Origin of the sequence: Micromonospora sp. NPDC051006, assembly GCF_044456245.1 — a bacterium.
Lineage (GTDB): Bacteria > Actinomycetota > Actinomycetes > Mycobacteriales > Micromonosporaceae > Micromonospora.
This window is the reverse complement of the sequence record NZ_JBITFP010000010.1, coordinates 38992-59711: the sequence shown is the minus strand read 5'-3', so window position 1 is coordinate 59711 and position 20720 is coordinate 38992. Positions and strand designations below refer to the sequence as shown.

Below are 20720 nucleotides of genomic sequence, written 5' to 3'. Positions count from 1 at the left end.
TCCCAATCCCGATCCAGGCTGACTAGGCTCGGACCGTGCAGATTGGCGTGAACGTGCCCAACTTCGCCCCCGGTACCGACCCGGAGTTGTTGCGGCAGTGGGCGCAGACGATCGAGGGTCTGGGCTTCGACCTGCTGATGGTCTCCGACCACATCGCGGTGACCCCCGACGTGGCCGAGCAGTACCCGGCGCCGTTCTATGAGCCGTTCACCACGCTGTCCTGGCTGGCCGGGGTGACCCAGCGGGTCAGGCTGGGCACCACGGTGCTCGTCCTTCCCTACCGGCACCCGCTGCTCACCGCCCGGATGGCGGCGAACCTCAACCGGCTCAGCGGCGGCCGGTTCGTCCTCGGCGTCGGCGTCGGCTGGGCCCGGCAGGAGTTCGACGCGCTCGGTGTGCCGTTCCAGCGACGCGGCGCGCTGACCGACGACTACCTGCGTGCCGTGCGCGACGCGTGGCGGAACACCGACGACTACGACACCGATGCGATCCCGATCTGGGTCGGCGGCAACAGCGACACGGGCATGCGCCGCGTCGTACGCCTCGGCGACGCCTGGCACCCGCTGCGGCCCATGCCCGGCTGGCTGGCCGAGGCGTCGGAGCGGCTGAAGGCCGTCGCGGACGAACTCGGTCGCCCGGTGCCCGCGTTGACGCCGCGCATCGCACTGCGGGAGACCCGTGAGCCGGTCACCGACCCGGGGCGGCTCGCCGGTGTCGGGACCATCGACCAGATCTTCGCCGACCTCGAGCAGATCCGTTCACTCGGCGCCGAGACGGTGGTGCTGGATCCGTTCAACGGTGACCTGACCGAGATCCGCCGGCCCGAACGCGCCTGGCGGACGCTGGCGGCCGTGGCCGCACATCACAAATCCCAGGAGGATCGATGAGCCCCGACGACGAGAGGTTTCTCCGACGTGCCGTGGAGATCGCCGGCCAGGCCGGCGCGTCCGGCGAACGGCCCTTCGGCTCGTTGCTCGTCGGCCCGGACGGCACGGTCCTGGTCGAGGACCACAACACCGTGGTCTCCGACTCGGACATCACCGCCCACCCGGAGCTGAAGCTGGCCCGCTGGGCTGCCCGGGAACTCGCCCCCGACGTGGCGGCCGGCACCACCATGTTCACCAGTTGCCAGCCCTGCCCGATGTGTGCGACCGCGATCGACCGGTCCGGCCTCGGCCGGGTGGTGTACGCCCTGTCCAGCGAACAGTTCGAGCAGGTCAAGCCGGCCACCCCGCCGCTGCCTCCGGTGCGGTACGAGGGGCCGGCGCTGTTCGACGAGGCGCGCCGGCCGATCGACGAGCACTACTAGCCGACGGAGCGGCGGACAGGCGATGCGGCGGCGTCGCGGCGCTCAGACGCGGTGGGCGCCGACCAGGGTGGCGGTCCGGTCGGCGGGCAGCGGCTCCTCCAGCACCCGGCGTTGCCGGTAGCAGGCGTGCAGCATCCGCCGGTGGTCGCCGTCGCCGGGTTCGGCGGTGACGATGCCGATGTGGTGGATCTTCCGGCCGGGGCGGGCGAAGAAGTAGAGGTCGCCGGGGCGCTCCGCGCCCAGTGGCACCGGCGTGGTCGCCGCCGCCTGGTCGTCGGCGTCGCGCGGCAGTCGCACCCCGAACCGCCGCCAGGCGAGGTGTACCAGCCCCGAGCAGTCGATCCCGTGTGCGGAGACCCCGCCCCAGACGTAGACGACGTGCAGCAGCCGGTGGGCCACGGCCAGCACCTGCTCGGCTGACGGTGGGGTCGCCGGCAGCTCCGCCAGGTGCGCCTCGGACAGCCAGAGCGGGTCGGCGTGGCCCGGCACGTGCACCGGCCGCCAGCCGTCGCGGGCCGGCCCGGCGGCGGACAGCCGGGTGCCGAGGATGACCCCGGGCAGGACCACCGACCCGTCGGGGGTGTCGCGCAGCCCGGTCACCACGGCGTCGACCACCAGCGGCGCGGTGTCGGACGCCGGGGGAGCGGCCGGGGCCGGGACGAGCTGGTCGGCGGGGAGCCAGCCGGGGTAGCCACGAGGGTCGAGCTTGGCGGCCGGCTGCTCGACGGCGACCACGTGCGCCCAGCCGTCCGGGCGCAACTCGGTGACGAGGACCCGCTCACCGAGCAGCAGCTGACTCAGGACGCAGTCGCCGACCTGCTGGTCGGTGTCCATGCCGGAGATCCAGGCCGGGATGTCGGTGCGCGCGGCGAGGGCGGGACGGTCGATCGGTCGCACCGCCTCGGGGGAGGTCCAGAGCGTCGCGACCGCGACCCGGACGACGGCCTCGCGGCCCGGCTGCAGCTCCACGTCAACCCCCAGCTGGTGTGCCCTGCTCCCGCGAGCCTATGAAAGAAACCAACGATCATCAACCGCGAGTCTGCACCTTTACTTCATCTATCGAGGTCACGCCGAGCCCCGGGGCGTCCGGCAACAGCACCTTCGCGGCCTCGTACCGGATCCCGCCGCGCACCGGCGACCAGGCCAGCCACCAGGCGGCGTCCAGGTCGGACACGGCGGTGGTGCCGTACGCGGCGACCAGACTGGCGGCCGCCCCGATCCCGATCCCGCTCTCCATCATCGAGCCGACCACGGTGCCCATGCCGTGTGCGGTGGCCAGGTCGAGCAGGGTGCGGGCGGGTTGCAGCCCGCCGCACTTGGCCAGTTTGACGTTGACCATGTCGGCCGCCCGGCGGCGGATCACCTCGACCAGGTCGCGCACGCCGAACACCGCCTCGTCGGCGAGGATCGGCACGTCCACCCGGTCGCTGACCCAGGCCAGACCGTCCAGGTCCCACCGGGCGACCGGCTGCTCGACGAGTTCCACGTCGAGCCGGGCGTCCTCGATCCCGCGGATCACCCGGACCGCCTCCCGGGCGGTCCAGCCCTGGTTGGCGTCGAGCCGGATCCGCACGTCCGGGCCGACCGCGGCGCGTACCGCCCGGACCCGGTCCAGGTCGCCGGCGGCGTCGGTGCCGACCTTGAGCTTCAGCACGTCGAAGCCCTCGGCGCGGCGCTTGCGGGCGGCGGCGACGAGATCGGCCGGGTCGCCGGCGGCGAGCGTCACGTCGGTGGGTACGGCGAGCGCGGTGCCGCCGAGCAGCCGTACCAGTGGCACCCCGAGCCGTCGGGCGGCGAGGTCGTGCAGCGCGACGTCGACGCCGGCCTTCGCCGCCTCGTTGCCGACCACCGCCCGCTGCACCTCGGCGCAGCGGGCCACCAGCTCGTCCGGGTCGCGGCCGGTGAGCATCGGACCGAGCAGCTCCCGGACGCAGGCCTCGGAGCCGGCGATCGACGCCCCGGTCACCTGCCACACCTGTGGCGCCTCGCCGAAGCCGGACCGGCCGTCGCTGTCGATCACCTCGACGACCAGGGTGTCGACCGTGGTGGTGCGGCGCAACGCGGTGACGAACGGCGTGTGCAGGGGGGCGGAGAGCCGGTGGGTGCGCACCGCGGCGATCGTCATGTGCGGCACCCTATACGCAGACGGACGGGCGAAGGGGCGGGCACATGAGCGAGCGCGGTGAGCGGGACTGGGAGCTGGTGGGCGCGCCGAACGCGCGTGACCTGGGCGGGTTGGTCGGGGCGGGCGGCCGGCGGGTGCGGCCGGGGCGGCTGATCCGCACGCCCGCGCTCGGTCGGCTGACCGACGAGGACCTGCCCGTGTTCGGCAAGCTCGCCCCGGCCTGTGTGGTCGACCTGCGCGCCGACTCGGAGATCGAGGTCGCCCCGGCGGACCGGCTGGTCGGTGAGCCCCGCCCGGTCCACCTGCCGGTGCACGACCCGGAGCACCCGGTCTTCACCTATGTCTCGGCGGTACTGCTCGGCCACGACCTGGGGGCGTACGCGGAGCTGGCGCGGCAGGGCACCCCGGGGGCGATGGCGGCGATCTACCGGTGGTTCGTCACCGGGGCGTCGGCCCGGGGCGGCTTCGCCGAGGCGGTGCGGCTGGCGGCCCGGCCGGAGAACCTGCCGCTGGTGTACCACTGCTCGGCGGGCAAGGACCGCACCGGTTGGCTCACCGTGATCCTGCTGAGCGCGCTCGGAGTGGACGAGGCGACGATCCGGGCCGAGTACCTGCGCAACAACGTACTGACCGAGAGCCTGCGCGCGGTGATCGTCGAGTCGATGCGTCGGCGGCAGCCGGAGCTGGACGTCGAGGCGGTGCTGCCGGTGCTGGAGGTGCGCCCCGAGTACCTGGACGCGGCCTACAGCGAGGTACGCCGGGTGCACGGCTCGTTCGAGGCGTACCTGCGCGACGGGCTCGGGCTGGACGACGAGGTCATCGAGGCGCTGCGGACGCAGTTGCTGGAGTGATCGGCGCCGGCGGCGCGGTGCCGGCGTGGCGCGCCCAGCCGGCGACGATCAGCGCCTGCCCCGCCGCGTAGCTCGCCATCACCAGCACGGGCGCGCCGGGCGGGTCGAGGACGCCGGCCACCCCGGTGGCGATGAGCAGGTCCGAGCCGAGGAAGAGCGCCCCACCGAGGCCGACCCGCCAGCCGTGGGCGGCGGCGGTGCTGGCCATGGCGGCGAGCGCGATCGCGTAACCGGCCACCGGCGCGGCGAGCCCGGCGTCGGTCAGCCCCGGCCACATCCAGACCAGTGCGGCGACGGTCAGCACGGCGTACCCGATCGGGGCCGCGAGCAGCGGCGGGCGGCGCAGCGCGGCGGCGGCGCCGTGCCGGGTGAAGGCCGCGACGTAGCAGAGGTGCGCGCCGAGGAAGAGCGCCATCCCGGTGACGAACCAGCCGGTGCCGGTGCCGAGCAGGGCCACGTCGCCCCCGGTGGAGCAGGCGAGCGCGGCGAGGACGAGCCGGGTCGGGCGGTGCCCGCGTTCGATGGCGGCCCGCCAGAGGTAGCCGGCGAGCAGCGGCATCAGCAGGGGCTTGGTGACCAGCTCGGCGAGGCCGCCACCGGTGGCGTTGGCGGCCAGGTTGGCGGCGGTCACCGCGACGAAGGCGGCCAGGAGGAGGCGGCTGCGGGGCATCGGCGGCTCCGGGTTGCGGGGGTACGCGCAGCCTAGCCGTGCCGGGGCCTGGTGGTCGGCCCGCGCGGGCCGGGATCCGGTACGCCGCGGGTCAGGGCAGTCCGTAGCTGTCGGCGAGCGCGTCGATCTCGGCAGCGAGCAGCGTGCCGGGGTCGAAGCCCATCCCGTTGAAGAGGCCCACGGCGGCCAGCCCGACCACGCCGTGCAGGCGGGCCCAGGCGGTCACCGCGCCGCTCAGCGCGTCGCCGGGGTCGCCGGCCGGGGCGAACGCGCCCACCCAGGTGGCGACGGCGGGGGTGGTCTCCGCCCATCGGGCGAGCTGCGCCCGCAGTGCTGCGGCGCCGGGCCCGGGCCGTCCCTCGGCGAGGACGGTGAGGAACGGGCCGAGCACCGCGCGGGCCCGGTCGACGGTCTCCGGTGGTGCCTGGTAGGTGGGGCTGGGTGGGCCGGTGAGCAGCAGATAGCTCTGCGGGTGGGCGAGGGCCCAGTCCCGGTAGGCGGCGGCGAGGGCGTGCAGCCGGGCCCGGGCCGGGGCGTCGCCGGCCGCTTCGGCGGCGGCGGCCACCACGGTCGCCACGTCGCCGTAGGCGTCGAGGATCAGTTCGGTGAGCAGTTCGTCGCGGCTGCCGAAGTACTTGTAGAGCGCCGGGCCGGAGACGCCGAGGCGCTTGGCGATGCCGGTGAGCGCCACCGCCCCGGCGCCGCCGGTGGCGATCTGTTCCAGCGCGGCCTGCTTGATCTCGGCGCGCACCTGGGCGCGGTAGCGCTCGCGCGGTCCGCCGGCACCGTTCGGCACGGCTCACCTCCCTGCTCGGTGCCGCGGAACGGGCGGCACTTGAAGGCACAGCCTAACTGTGGTTAGGGTGTGTAACTAACACGAGAAAGTCTAACCAAGGAGTGGGTCATGAACCAGGAACTGCACGTCGTCCTCGGGACCGGACCGGCCGGCACCACGCTCGCCGAGCACCTGCTCGGCCTCGGCCACCGGGTCCGCACGGTGAGCCGGGGCGGCGAGCCGGCCGTGCCCGGCGCCGAGGGGGTCGCCGCCGACCTGACCGACCCCGCCCAGGCCACGGCGGCGCTCGCCGGCGCGGCGGTGGCCTACCACTGCGCCAACGTGGCCTACGAGCGGCAGATCGAGGTGATGCCGCGGATGCAGACGGCGGTGCTGGTCGGCGCCGCGGCGGCCGGGGCGCGGCTCGTCGTGCTGGACACGCTCTACCCGTACGGGCCGACCGGCGGCGCGGTGATGACCGAGCAGACGCCGTGGCGGGCGGTCAGCCGCAAGGGGCGGATGCGCGCCGAATTGGACGAGGCCTACCTCGCCGCGCACCGCGACGGGCGGCTGCCGGTGGTGCTGGGCCGCTCGGCGGACTTCTTCGGCCCGCGGGTGTTCAACTCGAGCCTCGGCGGCACGGTGTTCCCCGCCGCGCTCGCCGGCGGCCCGGTGCTCGCCCTGGGCGACATCGACCTGCCGCACAGCTACAGCTACCTGCCCGACGTGGCCGCCGGCCTGGCCCGCCTCGGCGCCGACGCGGCGGCGGCCGGTCAGGTGTGGCACCTGCCCACCGCCGCGGCCCGCAGCACCCGGGAGGTGCACCAGTTCGTCGAGCGGGCGGTCGGGCGTCCGTTCACCGTGCAGGTGCTCGACGCGCCCCGGCCGTGGGGGCCGTTCGACGCGGCGTTCATGAGCGAGTACGCGGAGCTGTTCTACCAGTACGAGGAGGCGCAGGTGATGGACTCCACGGCGTTCGAGGCGCGGTTCGGGCAGCGTCCGACGCCGCTGGCCGACGCGGTCACGGCCACCGTCGACTGGTTCCGCGCGGCGCTCGCCGCCCAGGCCTGAACCGTCCACCCCGCCCGGTCGTCGGGGACCGGGTCACAGCTCGTGTCGGGCGGCCCAGACCCGGGCCGAGACGTCGGCGATCAGTTGGCAGGCGTCGTCGCCGACCCCGTCGCCGCTCGCCCCGCCGTCGGCGAGGTCGGTGGTGGTGCAGACGACCACCGCGTACGGGGGCGCGTCGTCGGGAAAGACCACCCCGGCGCCGTGCCGGACCCCGCGTACCCAGCCGTTCTTGTGTGCGATCCGGGTGCCCGCCGGCAGCCCGGCGGCCAGATCCTCGCGGTGCTCCTGGGCGAAGAGCACGTCCAGCATGGCGGCGCAGCCGGCCGGCGAGGCGAGCGGGCCGGGGCGGCCGGCGCCGACGGCCAGCGCACCGAGCAGGGCGGCCAGGTCGGGGGCGGTGACCAGGTTGGTGATGTCGGCGTCGCGGGCGGCGAAGTCCTCGATGCCTCGCCCGGTGACGCTGTGCCGGGCGCCGGCGAGCGCCCAGACCTCGGCCACCGCCGGCAGGCCGACGTGGCCGATGACCAGGTTGGTGGCGAGGTTGCTGGAGCGGACGATCATCCGGTGGGCCAGCCAGCGCAGCGGCGCGCTGTCGCCCACCCGGGCCCAGACCTCGTCGTCGTTGTCGTAGTCCTGGGCGCAGGAGAAGCGCGGCGCCCCCGGCAGTGCCGAGTCGAACGCGTTGACCACCGGAACCGGGGCGTCCAGGTCCAGCCTGCCGGCCTCGGCGGCCCGGTGCAGCGCGGCGAGCACCGCCACCTTCATGGTGCTGGCCGCGTAGTGGGTGGCGTCCGGTTGGCGGGTCCAGACCGGCCCGGCGCCGAGGCGCCCGACGTACGCCGAGACGGTGCCGGGCACCTGGTCCAGGTGGTTGTCGAGATCAGCCCAGGTCATGCGGGTGACCGTAGCTGATCTTCTGTCGGCGCCGGGCAGCGGTCCGGCGCGCCGGGACCTACCGTGCGGACATGACGACCGCCGCGTACGACGCCATCGCCGACTGGTACGAGGAGTTCGCCTCCGACACCGCCTCCGACTACATGGACCGGGTCCGCCGCCAGCTCGCCGAACTGCTCGGGCCCGGTCCGGGGCGCTGCCTCGACCTCTGCTGCGGGACCGGGCTGCACGCCGCCGAGCTGCGCCGGCTGGGCTGGCGCCCGCTCGGGGTGGACCTCTCCGCCGGCCAGCTGCGCTACGCCCGTACCCGGATGCCGGCGACCCGGGGCGACGCGGCCCGGCTGCCCGTCGCCGACGCGAGTGTGTCCGCGGTGACCTGCGTGCTCGGGCACACCGACCTGCCGGACTATCCGGCGGTGATCGCCGAGGCGGCCCGGGTGCTCGCGCCCGGCGGGCGCTTCGTCCACGTCGGAGTGCACCCCTGCTTCGTCGGCGCGTTCGCCGACCGCTCCGACCGCGAGCGGATCGTCGTCGACGCCGGGTACGCCGAGCGGGAACGCAGCTTCCGCGCCTGGTCGGCGCACGGGGTGCGGGCCCGGGTGGGGGCCTGGCACGTCCCCCTCGCCGACCTGCTCAACGCGGTCACCGCCGCCGGTCTGACCCTGACCCGGGTCACCGAGTCCGGCCCCGACGCCATCCCCGACCTCTTCGCCCTCCTGGCCACCAAACCCGCCTGACCCCCGGGGGAGACGGGGGAGGGGAGGGGGCCTGGAGACGGGGGAGCCCGGACCGCCGGGGGCGGTCCGGGCTCCGGACGGGTTCGGCTGGGTCAGCCGGCGTGCTTGCGGCGGGCGGCTGCCCGACCGCGCAGCGCCTGGTCGAGCACCACCTTGCGGATGCGCACGGCGCTCGGGGTGACCTCGACGCACTCGTCCTCGCGGCAGAACTCCAGCGCCTGCTCCAGCGAGAGCTTGCGCGGCGGGATCAGCTTCTCGGTCTCGTCGGAGGTCGAGGCCCGCATGTTGGTGAGCTTCTTCTCCTTGGTGATGTTGACGTCCATGTCGTCGGAGCGGGAGTTCTCCCCGACGATCATGCCCTCGTACACCTCGGTGGTCGGCTCGACGAAGAGCTGTCCGCGCTCCTGCAGGTTGATCATCGCGAACGAGGTGACCGCACCGGCCCGGTCGGCCACCAGCGAACCGTTCTGCCGGGTCCGCAGCTCGCCGAACCACGGCTCGTACGACTCGAAGACGTGGTGCAGGATGCCGGTGCCCCGGGTGTCGGTGAGGAACTCGGTGCGGAAGCCGATCAGGCCGCGCGCCGGGACCAGCCACTCCATCCGGATCCAGCCGGTGCCGTGGTTGACCAGCTGCTCCATCCGGCCCTTGCGGGTCGCCAGCAGCTGCGTGATCGCGCCCAGGTACTCCTCCGGGGCGTCGATGGTCAGCCGCTCCACCGGCTCGCAGGTCTTGCCGTCGATCTCCCGGGTGACCACCTGCGGCTTGCCGACGGTCAGCTCGTAGGACTCGCGGCGCATCTGCTCGACCAGGATGGCCAGCGCCAGCTCGCCGCGGCCCTGCACCTCCCAGGCGTCCGGCCGCTCGGTCGGCAGAACCCGAAGCGAGACGTTGCCGACCAGCTCCTTGTCGAGCCGGTCCTTCACCATCCGCGCGGTGACCTTGGCGCCCTTCACCCGGCCGACCAGCGGCGAGGTGTTGGTGCCGATGGTCATCGAGATGGCCGGCTCGTCGACCGTGATCAGCGGCAGCGCGATCGGGTTCTCCGCGTCCGCGAGGGTCTCGCCGATCATGATCTCCGGGATGCCGGCGACCGCGATGATGTCGCCCGGGCCGGCCGACTCGGCCGGCTTGCGCTCCAGGCCCTCGGTCATCAGCAGCTCGGAGATGCGTACCCGCTGGCTGGTGCCGTCGGTGCGGCACCAGGTCACGGTCTGGCCCTTGCTGATGGTGCCCTGACGGACCCGGCACAGCGCCAGCCGGCCCAGGAACGGCGAGGCGTCGAGGTTGGTGACGTGCGCCTGCAGCGGCGCGTCCTCCTCGTACGCGGGCGCCGGGATGGTGTCCAGCAGGGTGCGGAACAGCGGCTCGAGCGAGCTGCTGTCGTCCGGCACCGAGCCGTCGGCCGGCTGGGTCAGCGAGGCGATGCCGTCGCGGGCGCAGGCGTAGACGATCGGGAAGTCGATCTGCTCCTCGTCGGCGTCCAGGTCGAGGAAGAGCTCGTAGGTGTCGTCCACGACCTCCTTGATCCGGGCGTCCGGGCGGTCCACCTTGTTGATCACGAGGATGATCGGCATCCGGGCCTTGAGCGCCTTGCGCAGCACGAAGCGGGTCTGCGGCAGCGGACCCTCGCTGGCGTCGACCAGCAGCACGACGCCGTCGACCATGGTCAGGCCGCGCTCGACCTCACCACCGAAGTCGGCGTGGCCGGGGGTGTCGATGATGTTGATGGTGACCGGGTCGGAGCCATCCGCCGGCAGGTATCGCACGCCAGTGTTCTTGGCGAGGATGGTGATGCCCTTTTCCCGTTCGAGGTCCATCGAGTCCATGACCCGCTCGGTTACCTCGCCGCGGGCGCCGTAGGCGCCGGCCTGCCGCAACATGGCGTCGACCAAGGTCGTCTTGCCGTGGTCGACGTGGGCGATGATGGCGACGTTGCGGAGGTCGGTGCGAAGCTGCATACCCTCCATACTCCCCTGTCTGCGATTGCCGGTACCGACTCGGGGTCATCCCCCGGTTGGCCCGGATCTGTGGTGAAACTCCTGTCCCAGCCGCTACTGCGGCTGGCATGCTGACCCTCGTGTTCATGGGGGCCGAGTGCACGACCTGCTGACCTGGTTGCAGGGTCTACCGCCCCTGCTGATCTACCTGGTCGCCGCGCTGATCGTCGCGGGGGAAACCGCCGTGATCTTCGGCCTGCTGGTGCCGGGCGAGGCGACCCTGCTGCTGGTCGGCTTCCTAGCGTACGCGGGGACGTTACGGCTCGCCCCGGTGCTGTTGGTGATGCTCGCCGCCGCGGTGACCGGCGACACACTCGCGTTCCGGGCCGGCCGCCGGTACGGGCCCCGACTGCGGGCCAGCGGGCTGGGCGCGCGGGTCGGGCCCGAGCGGTGGCGGCGCGCCGACGGGCTGCTCAACCGGCTCGGCGGCCGGGGGGTCTTCGCGGCCCGGTGGGTGGCCTTCGCCCGCACGCTGGTGCCCCGGCTGGCCGGAGCGGCCGGGATGCCCTACCGGCGGTTCGCGCCGTGGAACCTGGCTGGGGTGACCAGCTGGGTGACCGCGTCGGTGCTGGTCGGATACCTGGCCGGCGAATCCTACCAGACGGTCTCCCGGCTGCTCGGCCGGGCCACCGGCGCGGTGCTGGTGCTGCTGGCCGCCCTGGTCGCGGTGGTGCTCGCCGGCCGCTGGCTGGGCCGCAACCCGGACCCGGTGCGGGCGCTGCTGTCCCGGGCCGCCGCGCTGCCCCCGGTGCGCTGGCTGACCCGCCGGCACGGGGTGCTCTTCTTCCTGCTCGCCATGCACATCGGGCACGGCTGGACGATGCTGCTCAACCTGGCCGCCGGGCTGCTGCTGCTCTTCGCCGCCGGGTTCGCCGTCGCCGGGCTGCTGGAGGTGGTGGTGCGGCACAGCGGCCTGGCCGCGGTGGACGGGGCCATCGCCGACTGGTTCGCCGGGCGGCGTACCCCGGGCGCGGTCGACGTCGTGCTGGGCACCGTCTCCGCGCTGCGCGGAGTGGTGCTGATCGCCGTGGTGGCGGTGGTGGCCGCCGTGGTCGCCTGGCGCAGCCGGCCCTGGCGGGACGACCTGCTCAGTCTGCTCGGCACCGCGGGCGCCTTCGTCCCGCTGCTGGTCCTGGCGGTCGTCGCCCACCTCGCCGGTTCGGCCGGCACCGGCCCGGACGACGCCGTGTTCCCGACCCAGAACGCGGTGGTGACGGCCAGCCTCTGCACGCTGGCCTGGCTGCTGTCCCGGGGCGCCCGCTGGCCGGTCGCGGTGGCCGCGTGGACGGCCGCCGCGGCCGGCGTCGTCTACCTCGCGGGCGCCCGCCTCTACCTGGGGCTGAGCACCGCCAGCGGAACGGTCGCCGCGGTGCTGCTCGGGGTGCTCTGGACGGCGGTCTTCATGGTCGCCTGGGCCACCCGGGGCCGATCGGTCGGCGGGCGGGAGCCGGCCGCGGAGCCGTCGCCGGCGGACTCCGAGGGACACCGGCGCCCCGTCGAGCCCTGTTAAGGTGCGGCGACGTCGACGGGAGGAGACGGGGATGCGCCGACGGAGCGGGCGGTTGTGCGCCGCGGCGCTCGCCGGGCTGCTGCTGCTCGCCGGTGCCGGGTGCGCGGGGCAGGGGGCCCGGCCGCAGGAACTGAGCGCGCCGGCCGCCGTTCCCACCGAGGCGCCGGGCGAGGCCGGCGCGGAGGCGGTCGACGAGCCCTCGTCACCCCCCGCCGCCCAGGAGGGGATGGGCCGGGCGCCCAGCCGCAGCGCATCGCCGTCGGCGCGGCCGAGCCCGAAGCCGAGCCGCACCGCCGGGCCACGCCCGGTGGCGAAGCCGCCCACCGAGACCAAGGTCCCGCCACCGCCGCCCAAGCCGCCGGCAACCGACTGCAAACCCACCTACCGCGGTACGCAGGCCAGCCGGGCGCAGGTCAAGCAGGCGCTGGGCGACGCGGCGGCGAAGATCTACTGGCCGACCTCCGCGCCCGACATCAAGATCCCGCTCAACCTGGTGAAGGCGACGGCCTGGCAGGAGAGCGGCTGGCAGTCCAACATCGTCGCCTGCGACGGGGGCATCGGGCTGATGCAGGTCATGCCGGCGACCGCGACGTGGATGAACCAGCGGTTCGAGCAGAGCTACGACCTCGACGACTACCGCGACAACGCCTACCTCGGGGCCAACTACCTGGCCTGGCTCACCAAGTACATCGGCGACATGTACTTCGACGCCGACTACCGGCTGGACGCCGGCCTGTGCACGGCGGAGCTCGACTCGTGCCTGCTCAACGCGGTCATCTCGGCCTACAACTACGGCCACGCGGCCGTCGCGCGGGAGGGCGAGCCGCTGGCCATCCCCAACCCGCAGTACGTGCGCAACGTGCGGGCGCTGATGACCGAATGCGTCTGCCTGGGCTACTGACGGCCGGCCGCCGCTGACGACGCCGGAGGCGGTGCACCGCCCCCGACGCCGTGCCGCGCCGGTTCAGTCGCGCGCCGCCGCCAACGTGGCCGGCTCGCGGCTCGGGTCCTCGCCGGGCGGGTCGGCCCGGGACAGCCGGCCCGGCCACCAGAACCGCCGGCCGAGCAGCAGCACGATCGACGGCACCAGCAGCGTGCGGACCAGCAGGGTGTCCAGCAGGACGCCGAGGCCGACGATGACACCGATCTCGGTGAGCGTCACCAGCGGCAGCACCCCGAGCACGGCGAAGACCGCGGCCAGCAGGATGCCGGCGCTGGTGATCACCCCGCCGGTGACGGCCAGCGCGGTGAGCACGCCGCGGCGGGTGCCCTCGGTGGCGGCCTCCTCCCGGGCCCGGGTGGCGAGGAAGATGTTGTAGTCCACCCCGAGCGCCACCAGGAAGAGGAAGGACAGCAGCGGGACGCTGGTGTCGAGCGCCGCGTAGTCGAGCACCCGGGTGAACAGGAACGTGCTGGCGCCCAGCGCGGCGAAGAACGTGCCGACCACGGTGGCGACCAGCACCAGCGGGGCCACCACCGAGCGCAGCAGCAGCAGTAGTACCAGCAGCACCACCCCGAGGATCAGCGGCACCACCGCGCGTAGGTCGCGTACGGCCGCGTCCCGGGTGTCCAGGTTGGCCGCCACCGTGCCGCCGACGCGGGCCTCGGCGTCGGGCACCCGGTCCACCCGCTCGCGCAACTCCCGGATGGTGTCGTAGCTGGCCGCGCTGTCCGGCTCGGCGGTGAGCACCACGTCCACGGCGACCAGGTCGGCGGTGCGCCCGGTGGGCCGGGCGTCGGCCACCCCCGGCGTGTCGGTGATCGCCGTGAGCAGCGCCGCCTCGGCGCCGGCCCGCGCGACCACCACGGTCGGGTCGGCGGCGCCGGCCGGGAAGTACCGGCTGAGGGTGCTCAGCCCGTCGATGGACTCGGCCTGCACGCGGAACTGTTCGGTCTTGCTCAGCCCGAGCCGGGCGCCGGAGAGCCCGGCGGCCAGCACCACCAGCACGATCAGCGCGCCGGCGAGCACCGCGCGGGGCCGGCGGGCGACCAGGGCGCCCACCCGGGCCCACCCGCCGGTGCGGGTCGGGTCGGGTTGCCCCGGGCGCGGGACGAACGGCCAGAACAGGCCGCGCCCGCAGACGGCGAGCGCGGCGGGGAGCACGAGCAGTCCGAAGAGCGCCGCGGTGGTGATGCCGACCGCGCCGGCGACACCGATCGCCCGGTCGTTGCGCAGCACGGCGGTGGTGAGGGTGAGCAGGCTGAGCACCACGGTGGTGGCGCTCGCCGCGACGGCCGGGCCGGCCGAGGTGAGGGCCCGGCGCAGGGCGTCCCGCCGGTCCGGGCGGCGGCGCAGCTCCTCGCGGTAGCGGGCGATCAGCAGCAGCGCGTAGTTGGTGCCGGCGCCGAAGACGAGCACGTCGACGATGCCGGTGGTGGAGGGGTCGATGGGCAGGTCGAGGGCCCGGCTGACCACGGCGATCAGCGCGTTGGCGACCACGTCCGAGGTGCCGACCACCGCCAGCGGCACCAGCCAGAGCCAGGGGCTGCGGTAGGTGACGATCAGCAGCACCGCCACCACCGCGACGGTCACCAGCAGCAGGGTGAGGTTCGCGCCGTCGAAGGCGGAGGCGACGTCGGCGCGGAAACCGGCCCCGCCGGTGACCTGTGCGGTCAGCCCCGCCGGCCGGCCGTCGCCGGCGGTCGCGCGGAGCTGGTTGACGGCGGTGGCGGTCGCCTCGGCGCTGGCGGCGGCGGGCAGCGGCACGGCGAGCAGCGCCGCGCGGCGGTCCGGGGCGAAGACCGGCGGGGAGACCGGTCCGCTGGCGACCGCGCCGAAGGCGGCGGCGTCGGCGGCGATGGCCGCCTCGTCCTGCGGCCCGAGCGCGGCGCCGTCGCGGGAGTAGACCACCAGGGCGGGGTTGAGCTGACCACCGGGCAGCTGCCGTTGCAGGGCCGCCACCTGAACGGACTCGGTGCTCGCCGGCAGGGCGCCGGTCGGGTCGTCGCTGGTGCGGGCCGGCCCGGCGAGGGTGACCAGGGCGCCGGAGAGGGCCACCGCGACCAGCAGCACGAGCCACGCACTTCGCCGGCCGCTGACCGCGCCGGCCACCCGGTGGCCGATCGCGCGCAGAATCGCCATCAAACTCTCCCGCCTGTCAAATATCTTGACAGACGAGATTATCCGGGGCTGATCTATGCTGCAAGCCGAGGTGACGGGAGGTGGCCGCAGGTGACGGCGCACGGCATGTACCGGCGGCGCGACACACCCCGCGAGCGGTTGGTCGCCGAGATCACCGGCGACCTGCGCCGCTACTCGGTCGACGCGCAGCACATCGGGCACGCCTTCGCCAACCTGCACGGGCTCAACCCCACCGACCTGCAGGCGTTGATCGCGGTGATGGACGCCGAACTGGTCGGCCAGCCGATCACCCCCGGCCGGCTCGGCACCCAGCTGAACCTGTCCTCCGGCTCGGTGACCGCGCTGATCGACCGGCTGGAACGGGCCGGCCACATCCGTCGGGACCGGGACACCGCCGACCGGCGCAAGGTGTTCCTGCGCTACGCCGACCCGGGCGCCGCGCTGGCCATGGAGTTCTTCCGCCCGCTCGGGCGGCGTACCGACGCGGTGATGGCGGCGTTCAGCGACGACGAGCTGCGGGTGGTGCACCGGTTCCTGGGCGCCATGGTCGAGTCGATGCGCGAGCATCGCGACGAGATGCGCGCCGCCCGTCCCGAGGCACCCGCGCGCCCGACGGGCTGACGGCCGTGCTCGACCCGCTGGCCACCCGGCTGGCCGCCGCCGTGCTCCGGCTGCCCGGCCCGCGAACCCGGCGGGTGACGGTGCGCCGGAACATCGCGGTGCGGGTCCGTGACGGGGTGCCGCTGCGCACCGATCACTACGCCCCCGACCTGCCCGACTCGCCGACCGTGCTGATCCGCACCCCGTACGGCCGAGGTGGACCGGCGCGGCTGCTCGGGCGGCTCCTCGCCGAGCGGGGCTTCCACGTGGTGATCCAGTCCTGCCGGGGCACGTACGGCTCGGGCGGCTCGTTCGCCCCGCTGGTGCACGAGCGCGACGACGGGCTGGACACCCTGGACTGGCTGCGCCGCCAGCCGTGGTACTCGGGCGGGTTCGGCAGCTTCGGGGCCAGCTACCAGGGCTTCGTGCAGTGGGCGCTGGCCGCCGACGCCGGCGACGAGCTGCGCGCGATGGTCGCGGTGGCGACCGCCTCGGCCACCCGGGACTCGACGTACGCGGGGGAGTCCTTCGCCCTGGACACCGTGCTGACCTGGGCCGAGTTGCTTCAGGCGCAGACCGTGCCGTGGCTGGCCCGGCAGTGGGAGCTCAAGCGCGGTCAGCCCCGGCTCGTCGCGGCGCTGTCCCACCTGCCGCTCGCCGAGGCCGACCGGATCGCCACCGGGGTGACCGTGCCCTTCTTCCAGGAGTGGCTGACCCACCACACGCCGCGGGCCGACTACTGGCGTACCCGGATCTTCGACGAGGCCGTGGCCCGGGTGCGGGCGCCGGTGGCCATGGTCAGCGGCTGGCACGACATCTTCCTGCCCGCTCAGCTCGCCGACTACGCGGCGCTGCGCGCCGCCGGCCGCCGGCCGCGCCTGGTGATCGGGCCGTGGACCCACGGCAGCCCCGGGCTCTTCGTGGCCGCGCTGCGCGAAGGGCTGGCCTGGCTGGACCGGCACCTGGCCGGGCGGTCGGCGCCTGCCACGGCGCCGGTGCGGCTGCACGTCGGCGGCGCCGGCGGTGGCTGGCGCGACCTGCCGGACTGGCCGCCGCCGGCGGTGCCCACCGCCTGGCACCTGCAGCCCGGCCGCGCGCTCTGCACCCGTCCGCCGGTGCCGTCCCCGCCGGACGCCCTCTGGTACGACCCGGCGGACCCGACCCCCTCGCTCGGTGGGCCGCTGCTGGTCGCCCAGCGGGCCGGGCCGGTGGACAACCAGCGGATCGAGGCCCGCCCGGACGTGCTCACCTGGTCCAGCGCCCCGCTCGCTGAGCCGGTCGAGGTGCTCGGGCCGGTCTCGGCCGAGATTCACGTCCGCAGCGAACTGTCGTACCTGGACGTCTTCGTGCGACTGTGCGACGTGGACCGCCGGGGGCGGTCGTGGAACGTCTGTGACGGGCTGGTCCGGGTGGCACCCGGTCGGTTCCCGGTCGACGCCGACGGGGTGGTGCGGGTGCCGGTGACGCTCTGGCCGACCGCCCACCGTTTCCCCCCCGGCCACCGGCTGCGGGTGCAGGTCTCCGGTGGCGCCCACCCCCGCTACGCGCGCAACCCCGGCACCGGCGAGCCGCTCGGCACTGCCGTCACGCTGCGTGCAGGACGTCGGGAGATCCTGCACGATCCGGCGCACCCGTCCAGACTGCTGCTGCCGGTCGTCCGAAGTGGTCGGACGCGGCGCCGAATGTGAATGTGAAACCTGCTGACCTGGGCGTTTGCCCAAACAGCGGGCTATGGTTGAGCCAACGCCCGGCGCCGTGCACTCAGTAGGCCGGGCTCGCCCGTCAGCCCCGTCTCGTGACGCGGTGTAACCCCGTGACCCGGCCCCCATCCCTTCGGAAAGGGGGACCCCATGACCCGGGCCCCGGCGAACCTGTCAGCCGTGCGTAGCCTGCTGCTCACCCACCTCAACATCGACAAGAACACCGTCCGCGACTCCGATCTGGAGCCCGCCGAGGTCGGCATCGTCGGCGACCCCGCGCACCGCGGCGGCTATCACTGCGGCTCGGACCGGGTGGTGACCAATGACTACTCGGTCGTCGAGTCCTCGCGGGACCGCAACGGACTGACCCTGGACGCGGCCGCGCTCGACGTGGGGCAGTTCCAGGTCCGCTCCGGCGGCCAGACGCACGACCTACGCAGCTTCTCCACCTGGTGCGTGGCGCAGTGCGTCGCGAACGCCGCGGACACCCGCGACATCCGGGAGATCATCTACACCCCGGACGGTCGGACGGTCCGCCGGTGGGACCGCCTTGCCCGCCGCACCAGCGGCGACAACTCGCACCTGTGGCACACGCACTTCAGCTTCTTCCGCGACTCCATCAAGGCGGGCCGGGACCAGACCCCGCTGTTCCGCCGCTACCTCACCACCATCGGTCTTCTGGAGGACGACATGACCCCGGAACAGGACGGACGACTCAAGCGCATCGAAACCATGCTCTCCCGCCTCGACGGCCGCGAGCCGATCGGCCAGACGTACCTGCGGCTGGCGGTCGGCAAGGACGACGCGGTCGGCGCGAAGCCGGTCAGTCACCCGACATTGACCAGCCTCGGCAGCCAGCTCAGCGGTGTCCAGCAGGCCCTGGCCACCCTCGCGGGCCGGGACTTCACCGACGAGCCGGCGATCGTCCAGGGCGTACTGGCCTCGCTGACCCCGGAGAAGATCGCCGCGGCGATCCCGCCGACCATGGCGAAGCAGGTCGCCGAGGAGTTGGCCCGCAGGCTGGCCGCCTGAGTCGTGGGCGGGCCACCCCGGCCCGGGGGTGGCCCGCCCACCCAGTCCGCAACATCAGTTGCGCAATAACTGTTGCGCAACTGGTGTTGCGGATGGCAGTCTGGCGGCATGGAGAACCGCGACGTACGTCAGGTCACCGACTCGCGGGTGCTGGCGGCGATGTCCCACCCGCTGCGCCGGCGGCTGATGGACGTGCTCAAGGTGCACGGTCCGGCCACCGTCGGGATGCTCGCCGAGCGCACCGGTCAGGCACCCGCGAACGTCAGCCACCACCTCAAGGCGCTCGCCGCCGCCGAGCTGGTCACCGAGGCCCCGGAACTGGCCCGCGACCGTCGCGAGCGGTGGTGGCGGCTGGTCAGCCGGGGGCTGCGATGGTCCAACGCGGACTTCGACAGCGACCCGGCCGCGCGCGCGGTGGCCGACGCGGCCACCTCGCTCAACCTGGACCGGCACGTCGCCCTCGCCCGGGCCTGGCACGCCGCCGACGACGCGACGCACGCCGCCTGGGCCGACGCGCCGTTCTCCACCGACCGCTGGCTGCACCTCACCCCCGAGGAGCTGGACGAGCTGGGGCGCGAGGTGATCGACCTGCTGGCCCGCTGGGCCGACCGGAAGGTCCCCGACGACGGGCGGGAACGGCAGCCGGTCTTCCTGTTCGCCTACGGCATCCCGGCGCAGCCGTGACCGCGCTCGCCCCGGCCCCGGCGCCCCCGCGTCGCGGCGGTCTGCTGTGGCACCGCGACTTCCGGCTGCTCTGGGCCGGCCAGGCGGTCAGCAGCATCGGCAGTAACGTCACCGCGGTGGCGCTGCCGCTGGTGGCGGTGGCCGTGCTCGACGCGAGCACCTTCCAGGTGGCGCTGCTCACCGCCGCGGCCTGGCTGCCCTGGCTGCTGTTCGGCCTGCTGGTCGGCGCCTGGGTGGACCGGCTGCCCCGCCGACCCGTCATGATCACGTGCGATCTGGTGGCGGCGCTGCTCTTCCTCAGCGTGCCGCTCGCCGCCGCGCTCGGCGGGCTCACCATCGGGCAGTTGCTGGCCGTGGCGCTCTGCGCGGGGCTGGCCCGGGTCTTCTTCGAGACCGCCGACCAGGTCTACCTGCCCGTCCTGCTGCGCCCCGCCGAGGTGCCGGAGGGCAACGCGAAGCTGCAGGCCACCCAGACCGCCAGCTACGTGATCGGCCCGGGCGTGGCCGGCGGGATCGCGCAGGCCGTCGGGGCGGTGGCCGCGTTGCTGCTCGACGCGCTGACCTTCCTGGTCTCCGCGGTCTGCCTGGCTCGGATCCGCACGGTGGAGCCCCGGTCGGCGCGCGCCGACCGGGCGCGGTCACTGCGCCGGGAGATCGCCGACGGGGTGCGCTTCGTCGCCCACGACCCCTACCTGCGGGTGCTGACGCTCTTCGGCGCCGCGAGCAACATCGGGCTGGTCGGCTACCAGGCGGTGCTGGTGGTCTACCTGATCCGCGACGTCCGGCTGGCCCCCGGGACGGTCGGCGTGCTGGTCGCCGCGATGAGCCTCGGCGGCGTGGTGGGCGCGCTGCTCGCCACCGCTGCCGGGCGGCGTTTCGGCACCGCGCGGGCGATGCTGCTGGCGGCGGCCTTCACCGGGCCACCGGCGCTGCTGATCCCACTGGCCGCGCCGGGGACCGGCCTGCTCTGGCCGGCGCTCGGCGGGGTGCTGGTCAGCCTCGGTGTGGCGGTGGGCAACGTGCTGAAGGGCAGCTTCCGCCAGACCTATCCGCCGCACCACCTGCTCGGCCGGATCACGGTGAGCATGCAACTGCTCAACTACGGAACCATCCCGCTGGCCGCGCTGCTGGCCGGCGCCCTGGGCACTGCCTACGGCGACCGGACCGCGGTGCTGGCGATGACCGGGTGGCTCGCGCTGACGCCGCTGATCCTGTTGGTCGGGCCGCTGCGCCGCCGGCGGGACCTGCCCACCGCGCCGGCACAGTGAGGCCGACGCCGCGCAGATACCCGCCGGCGGTCCGGAACGAAGACCCCACGCCGGCAGTGCCCGGCGAGGGGTGAGGCGCAGTGCGACGGCGGCCGGTCACCGGCCGCCGCCACCGGCGCGGGTCTAGATCGGACGGACGTTGTCCGCCTGCGGGCCCTTCTGCCCCTGGGTCACCTCGAACTCGACCTTCTGCCCCTCGTTCAGCTCGCGGTAGCCACTGGACTGGATGGCCGAGTAGTGGACGAACACGTCCGGGCCGCCGCCGTCCTGCTCGATGAAGCCGAAGCCCTTTTCCGAGTTGAACCACTTAACCGTGCCGGTTGCCATGCGTCTCTCCCTGTTCAAAGCGGGAGACCACCGACCCGCGGCCGATGATCGCCCTTTGCCTCCCCGACAGTAACCGGCCAGACCG

At 74.2% G+C, this 20720-nt stretch carries 20 protein-coding genes; 12 read left to right on the top strand and 8 right to left on the bottom strand.

Features of this window, described 5'->3' with window-relative positions; genetic code table 11:
- Nucleotides 1-35 precede the first annotated feature (35 nt).
- Together ACIBBA_RS17570 and ACIBBA_RS17565 are read left to right on the top strand one after the other, a co-directional pair.
- Nucleotides 36-887 carry an LLM class flavin-dependent oxidoreductase gene (locus ACIBBA_RS17570; protein WP_396698365.1) on the top strand — a complete coding sequence of 284 codons (852 nt, stop codon included), beginning with the start codon at nucleotides 36-38 and terminating at the stop codon, nucleotides 885-887.
- Entirely contained in the window at nucleotides 884-1309 is a 426-nt protein-coding gene (locus ACIBBA_RS17565) for a nucleoside deaminase (protein WP_396698363.1), read from the top strand. Before ACIBBA_RS17570 ends, ACIBBA_RS17565 begins: the two co-directional genes overlap by 4 nt.
- Nucleotides 1310-1351: 42 nt before the next feature.
- Here ACIBBA_RS17565 and ACIBBA_RS17560 read toward each other — a convergent pair whose 3' ends face one another.
- Both ACIBBA_RS17560 and ACIBBA_RS17555 read right to left on the bottom strand, forming a co-directional pair.
- Nucleotides 1352-2278: an NlpC/P60 family protein gene (locus ACIBBA_RS17560; RefSeq protein ID WP_396698361.1), complete on the bottom strand. Its 927-nt coding sequence runs from the start codon at nucleotides 2276-2278 to the stop codon at nucleotides 1352-1354.
- Between the two features lie 58 nt (nucleotides 2279-2336).
- A complete protein-coding gene (locus ACIBBA_RS17555) occupies nucleotides 2337-3434 on the bottom strand; it encodes a mandelate racemase/muconate lactonizing enzyme family protein (protein WP_396698359.1) in 1098 nt (365 codons plus the stop codon).
- Nucleotides 3435-3478: 44 nt separating this feature from the next.
- On the opposite strand from ACIBBA_RS17555, the gene ACIBBA_RS17550 reads away from it, so the two are divergent.
- On the top strand, nucleotides 3479-4285 hold the full coding sequence (locus ACIBBA_RS17550) for a tyrosine-protein phosphatase (RefSeq protein ID WP_396698357.1): 807 nt from the start codon (nucleotides 3479-3481) through the stop codon (nucleotides 4283-4285).
- Here the strand turns inward: ACIBBA_RS17550 and ACIBBA_RS17545 are convergent.
- Together ACIBBA_RS17545 and ACIBBA_RS17540 are read right to left on the bottom strand one after the other, a co-directional pair.
- Nucleotides 4251-4955, bottom strand: coding sequence for a lysoplasmalogenase (locus ACIBBA_RS17545; RefSeq protein ID WP_396698355.1), 705 nt, complete (start codon nucleotides 4953-4955; stop codon nucleotides 4251-4253). The two genes, ACIBBA_RS17550 and ACIBBA_RS17545, sit on opposite strands and share 35 nt — an antisense overlap.
- Before the next feature lie 91 nt (nucleotides 4956-5046).
- A complete protein-coding gene (locus ACIBBA_RS17540; RefSeq protein WP_396698353.1) occupies nucleotides 5047-5751 on the bottom strand; it encodes a TetR/AcrR family transcriptional regulator in 705 nt (234 codons plus the stop codon).
- A gap of 108 nt (nucleotides 5752-5859) precedes the next feature.
- On the opposite strand from ACIBBA_RS17540, the gene ACIBBA_RS17535 reads away from it, so the two are divergent.
- Nucleotides 5860-6801, top strand: coding sequence for an NAD-dependent epimerase/dehydratase family protein (locus ACIBBA_RS17535; protein ID WP_396698351.1), 942 nt, complete (start codon nucleotides 5860-5862; stop codon nucleotides 6799-6801).
- A gap of 33 nt (nucleotides 6802-6834) precedes the next feature.
- Here ACIBBA_RS17535 and ACIBBA_RS17530 read toward each other — a convergent pair whose 3' ends face one another.
- The gene (locus ACIBBA_RS17530; protein WP_396698349.1) at nucleotides 6835-7695 is read right to left on the bottom strand and encodes a serine hydrolase; all 861 of its coding nucleotides are present in this window, start codon (nucleotides 7693-7695) and stop codon (nucleotides 6835-6837) included.
- Nucleotides 7696-7766: 71 nt separating this feature from the next.
- On the opposite strand from ACIBBA_RS17530, the gene ACIBBA_RS17525 reads away from it, so the two are divergent.
- Nucleotides 7767-8432: a class I SAM-dependent methyltransferase gene (locus ACIBBA_RS17525; RefSeq protein WP_396698347.1), complete on the top strand. Its 666-nt coding sequence runs from the start codon at nucleotides 7767-7769 to the stop codon at nucleotides 8430-8432.
- 92 nt (nucleotides 8433-8524) lie between these two features.
- On the opposite strand, the gene typA is transcribed toward ACIBBA_RS17525, so the two are convergent.
- Entirely contained in the window at nucleotides 8525-10393 is a 1869-nt protein-coding gene (gene typA / locus ACIBBA_RS17520; protein ID WP_396698345.1) for a translational GTPase TypA, read from the bottom strand.
- Nucleotides 10394-10529: 136 nt separating this feature from the next.
- Between typA and ACIBBA_RS17515 the strand changes: the two genes are divergently transcribed.
- The gene (locus ACIBBA_RS17515) at nucleotides 10530-11942 is read left to right on the top strand and encodes a DedA family protein (RefSeq protein WP_396698343.1); all 1413 of its coding nucleotides are present in this window, start codon (nucleotides 10530-10532) and stop codon (nucleotides 11940-11942) included.
- A 31-nt stretch (nucleotides 11943-11973) separates the two neighbouring features.
- Nucleotides 11974-12843 carry a transglycosylase SLT domain-containing protein gene (locus ACIBBA_RS17510; RefSeq protein ID WP_396698341.1) on the top strand — a complete coding sequence of 290 codons (870 nt, stop codon included), beginning with the start codon at nucleotides 11974-11976 and terminating at the stop codon, nucleotides 12841-12843.
- Between the two features lie 63 nt (nucleotides 12844-12906).
- On the opposite strand, the gene ACIBBA_RS17505 is transcribed toward ACIBBA_RS17510, so the two are convergent.
- Nucleotides 12907-15024: an MMPL family transporter gene (locus ACIBBA_RS17505; RefSeq protein ID WP_396698339.1), complete on the bottom strand. Its 2118-nt coding sequence runs from the start codon at nucleotides 15022-15024 to the stop codon at nucleotides 12907-12909.
- 105 nt (nucleotides 15025-15129) lie between these two features.
- Here ACIBBA_RS17505 and ACIBBA_RS17500 point away from each other — a divergent pair, with 105 nt between their 5' ends.
- The 5 genes from ACIBBA_RS17500 (at nucleotide 15130) to ACIBBA_RS17480 (ending at nucleotide 20308) form a co-directional block, all read left to right on the top strand.
- Nucleotides 15130-15645, top strand: a complete 516-nt coding sequence (locus ACIBBA_RS17500; protein ID WP_396698562.1) for a MarR family winged helix-turn-helix transcriptional regulator — start codon at nucleotides 15130-15132, stop codon at nucleotides 15643-15645.
- A 5-nt stretch (nucleotides 15646-15650) separates the two neighbouring features.
- The gene (locus ACIBBA_RS17495) at nucleotides 15651-17312 is read left to right on the top strand and encodes a CocE/NonD family hydrolase (protein ID WP_396698337.1); all 1662 of its coding nucleotides are present in this window, start codon (nucleotides 15651-15653) and stop codon (nucleotides 17310-17312) included.
- Nucleotides 17313-17474: 162 nt separating this feature from the next.
- Entirely contained in the window at nucleotides 17475-18356 is an 882-nt protein-coding gene (locus tag ACIBBA_RS17490; RefSeq protein ID WP_396698335.1) for a hypothetical protein, read from the top strand.
- A 108-nt stretch (nucleotides 18357-18464) separates the two neighbouring features.
- The gene (locus ACIBBA_RS17485) at nucleotides 18465-19040 is read left to right on the top strand and encodes an ArsR/SmtB family transcription factor (protein WP_396698333.1); all 576 of its coding nucleotides are present in this window, start codon (nucleotides 18465-18467) and stop codon (nucleotides 19038-19040) included.
- On the top strand, nucleotides 19037-20308 hold the full coding sequence (locus tag ACIBBA_RS17480; protein ID WP_396698331.1) for an MFS transporter: 1272 nt from the start codon (nucleotides 19037-19039) through the stop codon (nucleotides 20306-20308). The genes ACIBBA_RS17485 and ACIBBA_RS17480 overlap by 4 nt, the downstream gene beginning before the upstream one ends.
- 123 nt (nucleotides 20309-20431) lie before the next feature.
- On the opposite strand, the gene ACIBBA_RS17475 is transcribed toward ACIBBA_RS17480, so the two are convergent.
- The gene (locus ACIBBA_RS17475) at nucleotides 20432-20635 is read right to left on the bottom strand and encodes a cold-shock protein (RefSeq protein WP_091663412.1); all 204 of its coding nucleotides are present in this window, start codon (nucleotides 20633-20635) and stop codon (nucleotides 20432-20434) included.
- Nucleotides 20636-20720 lie beyond the last annotated feature (85 nt).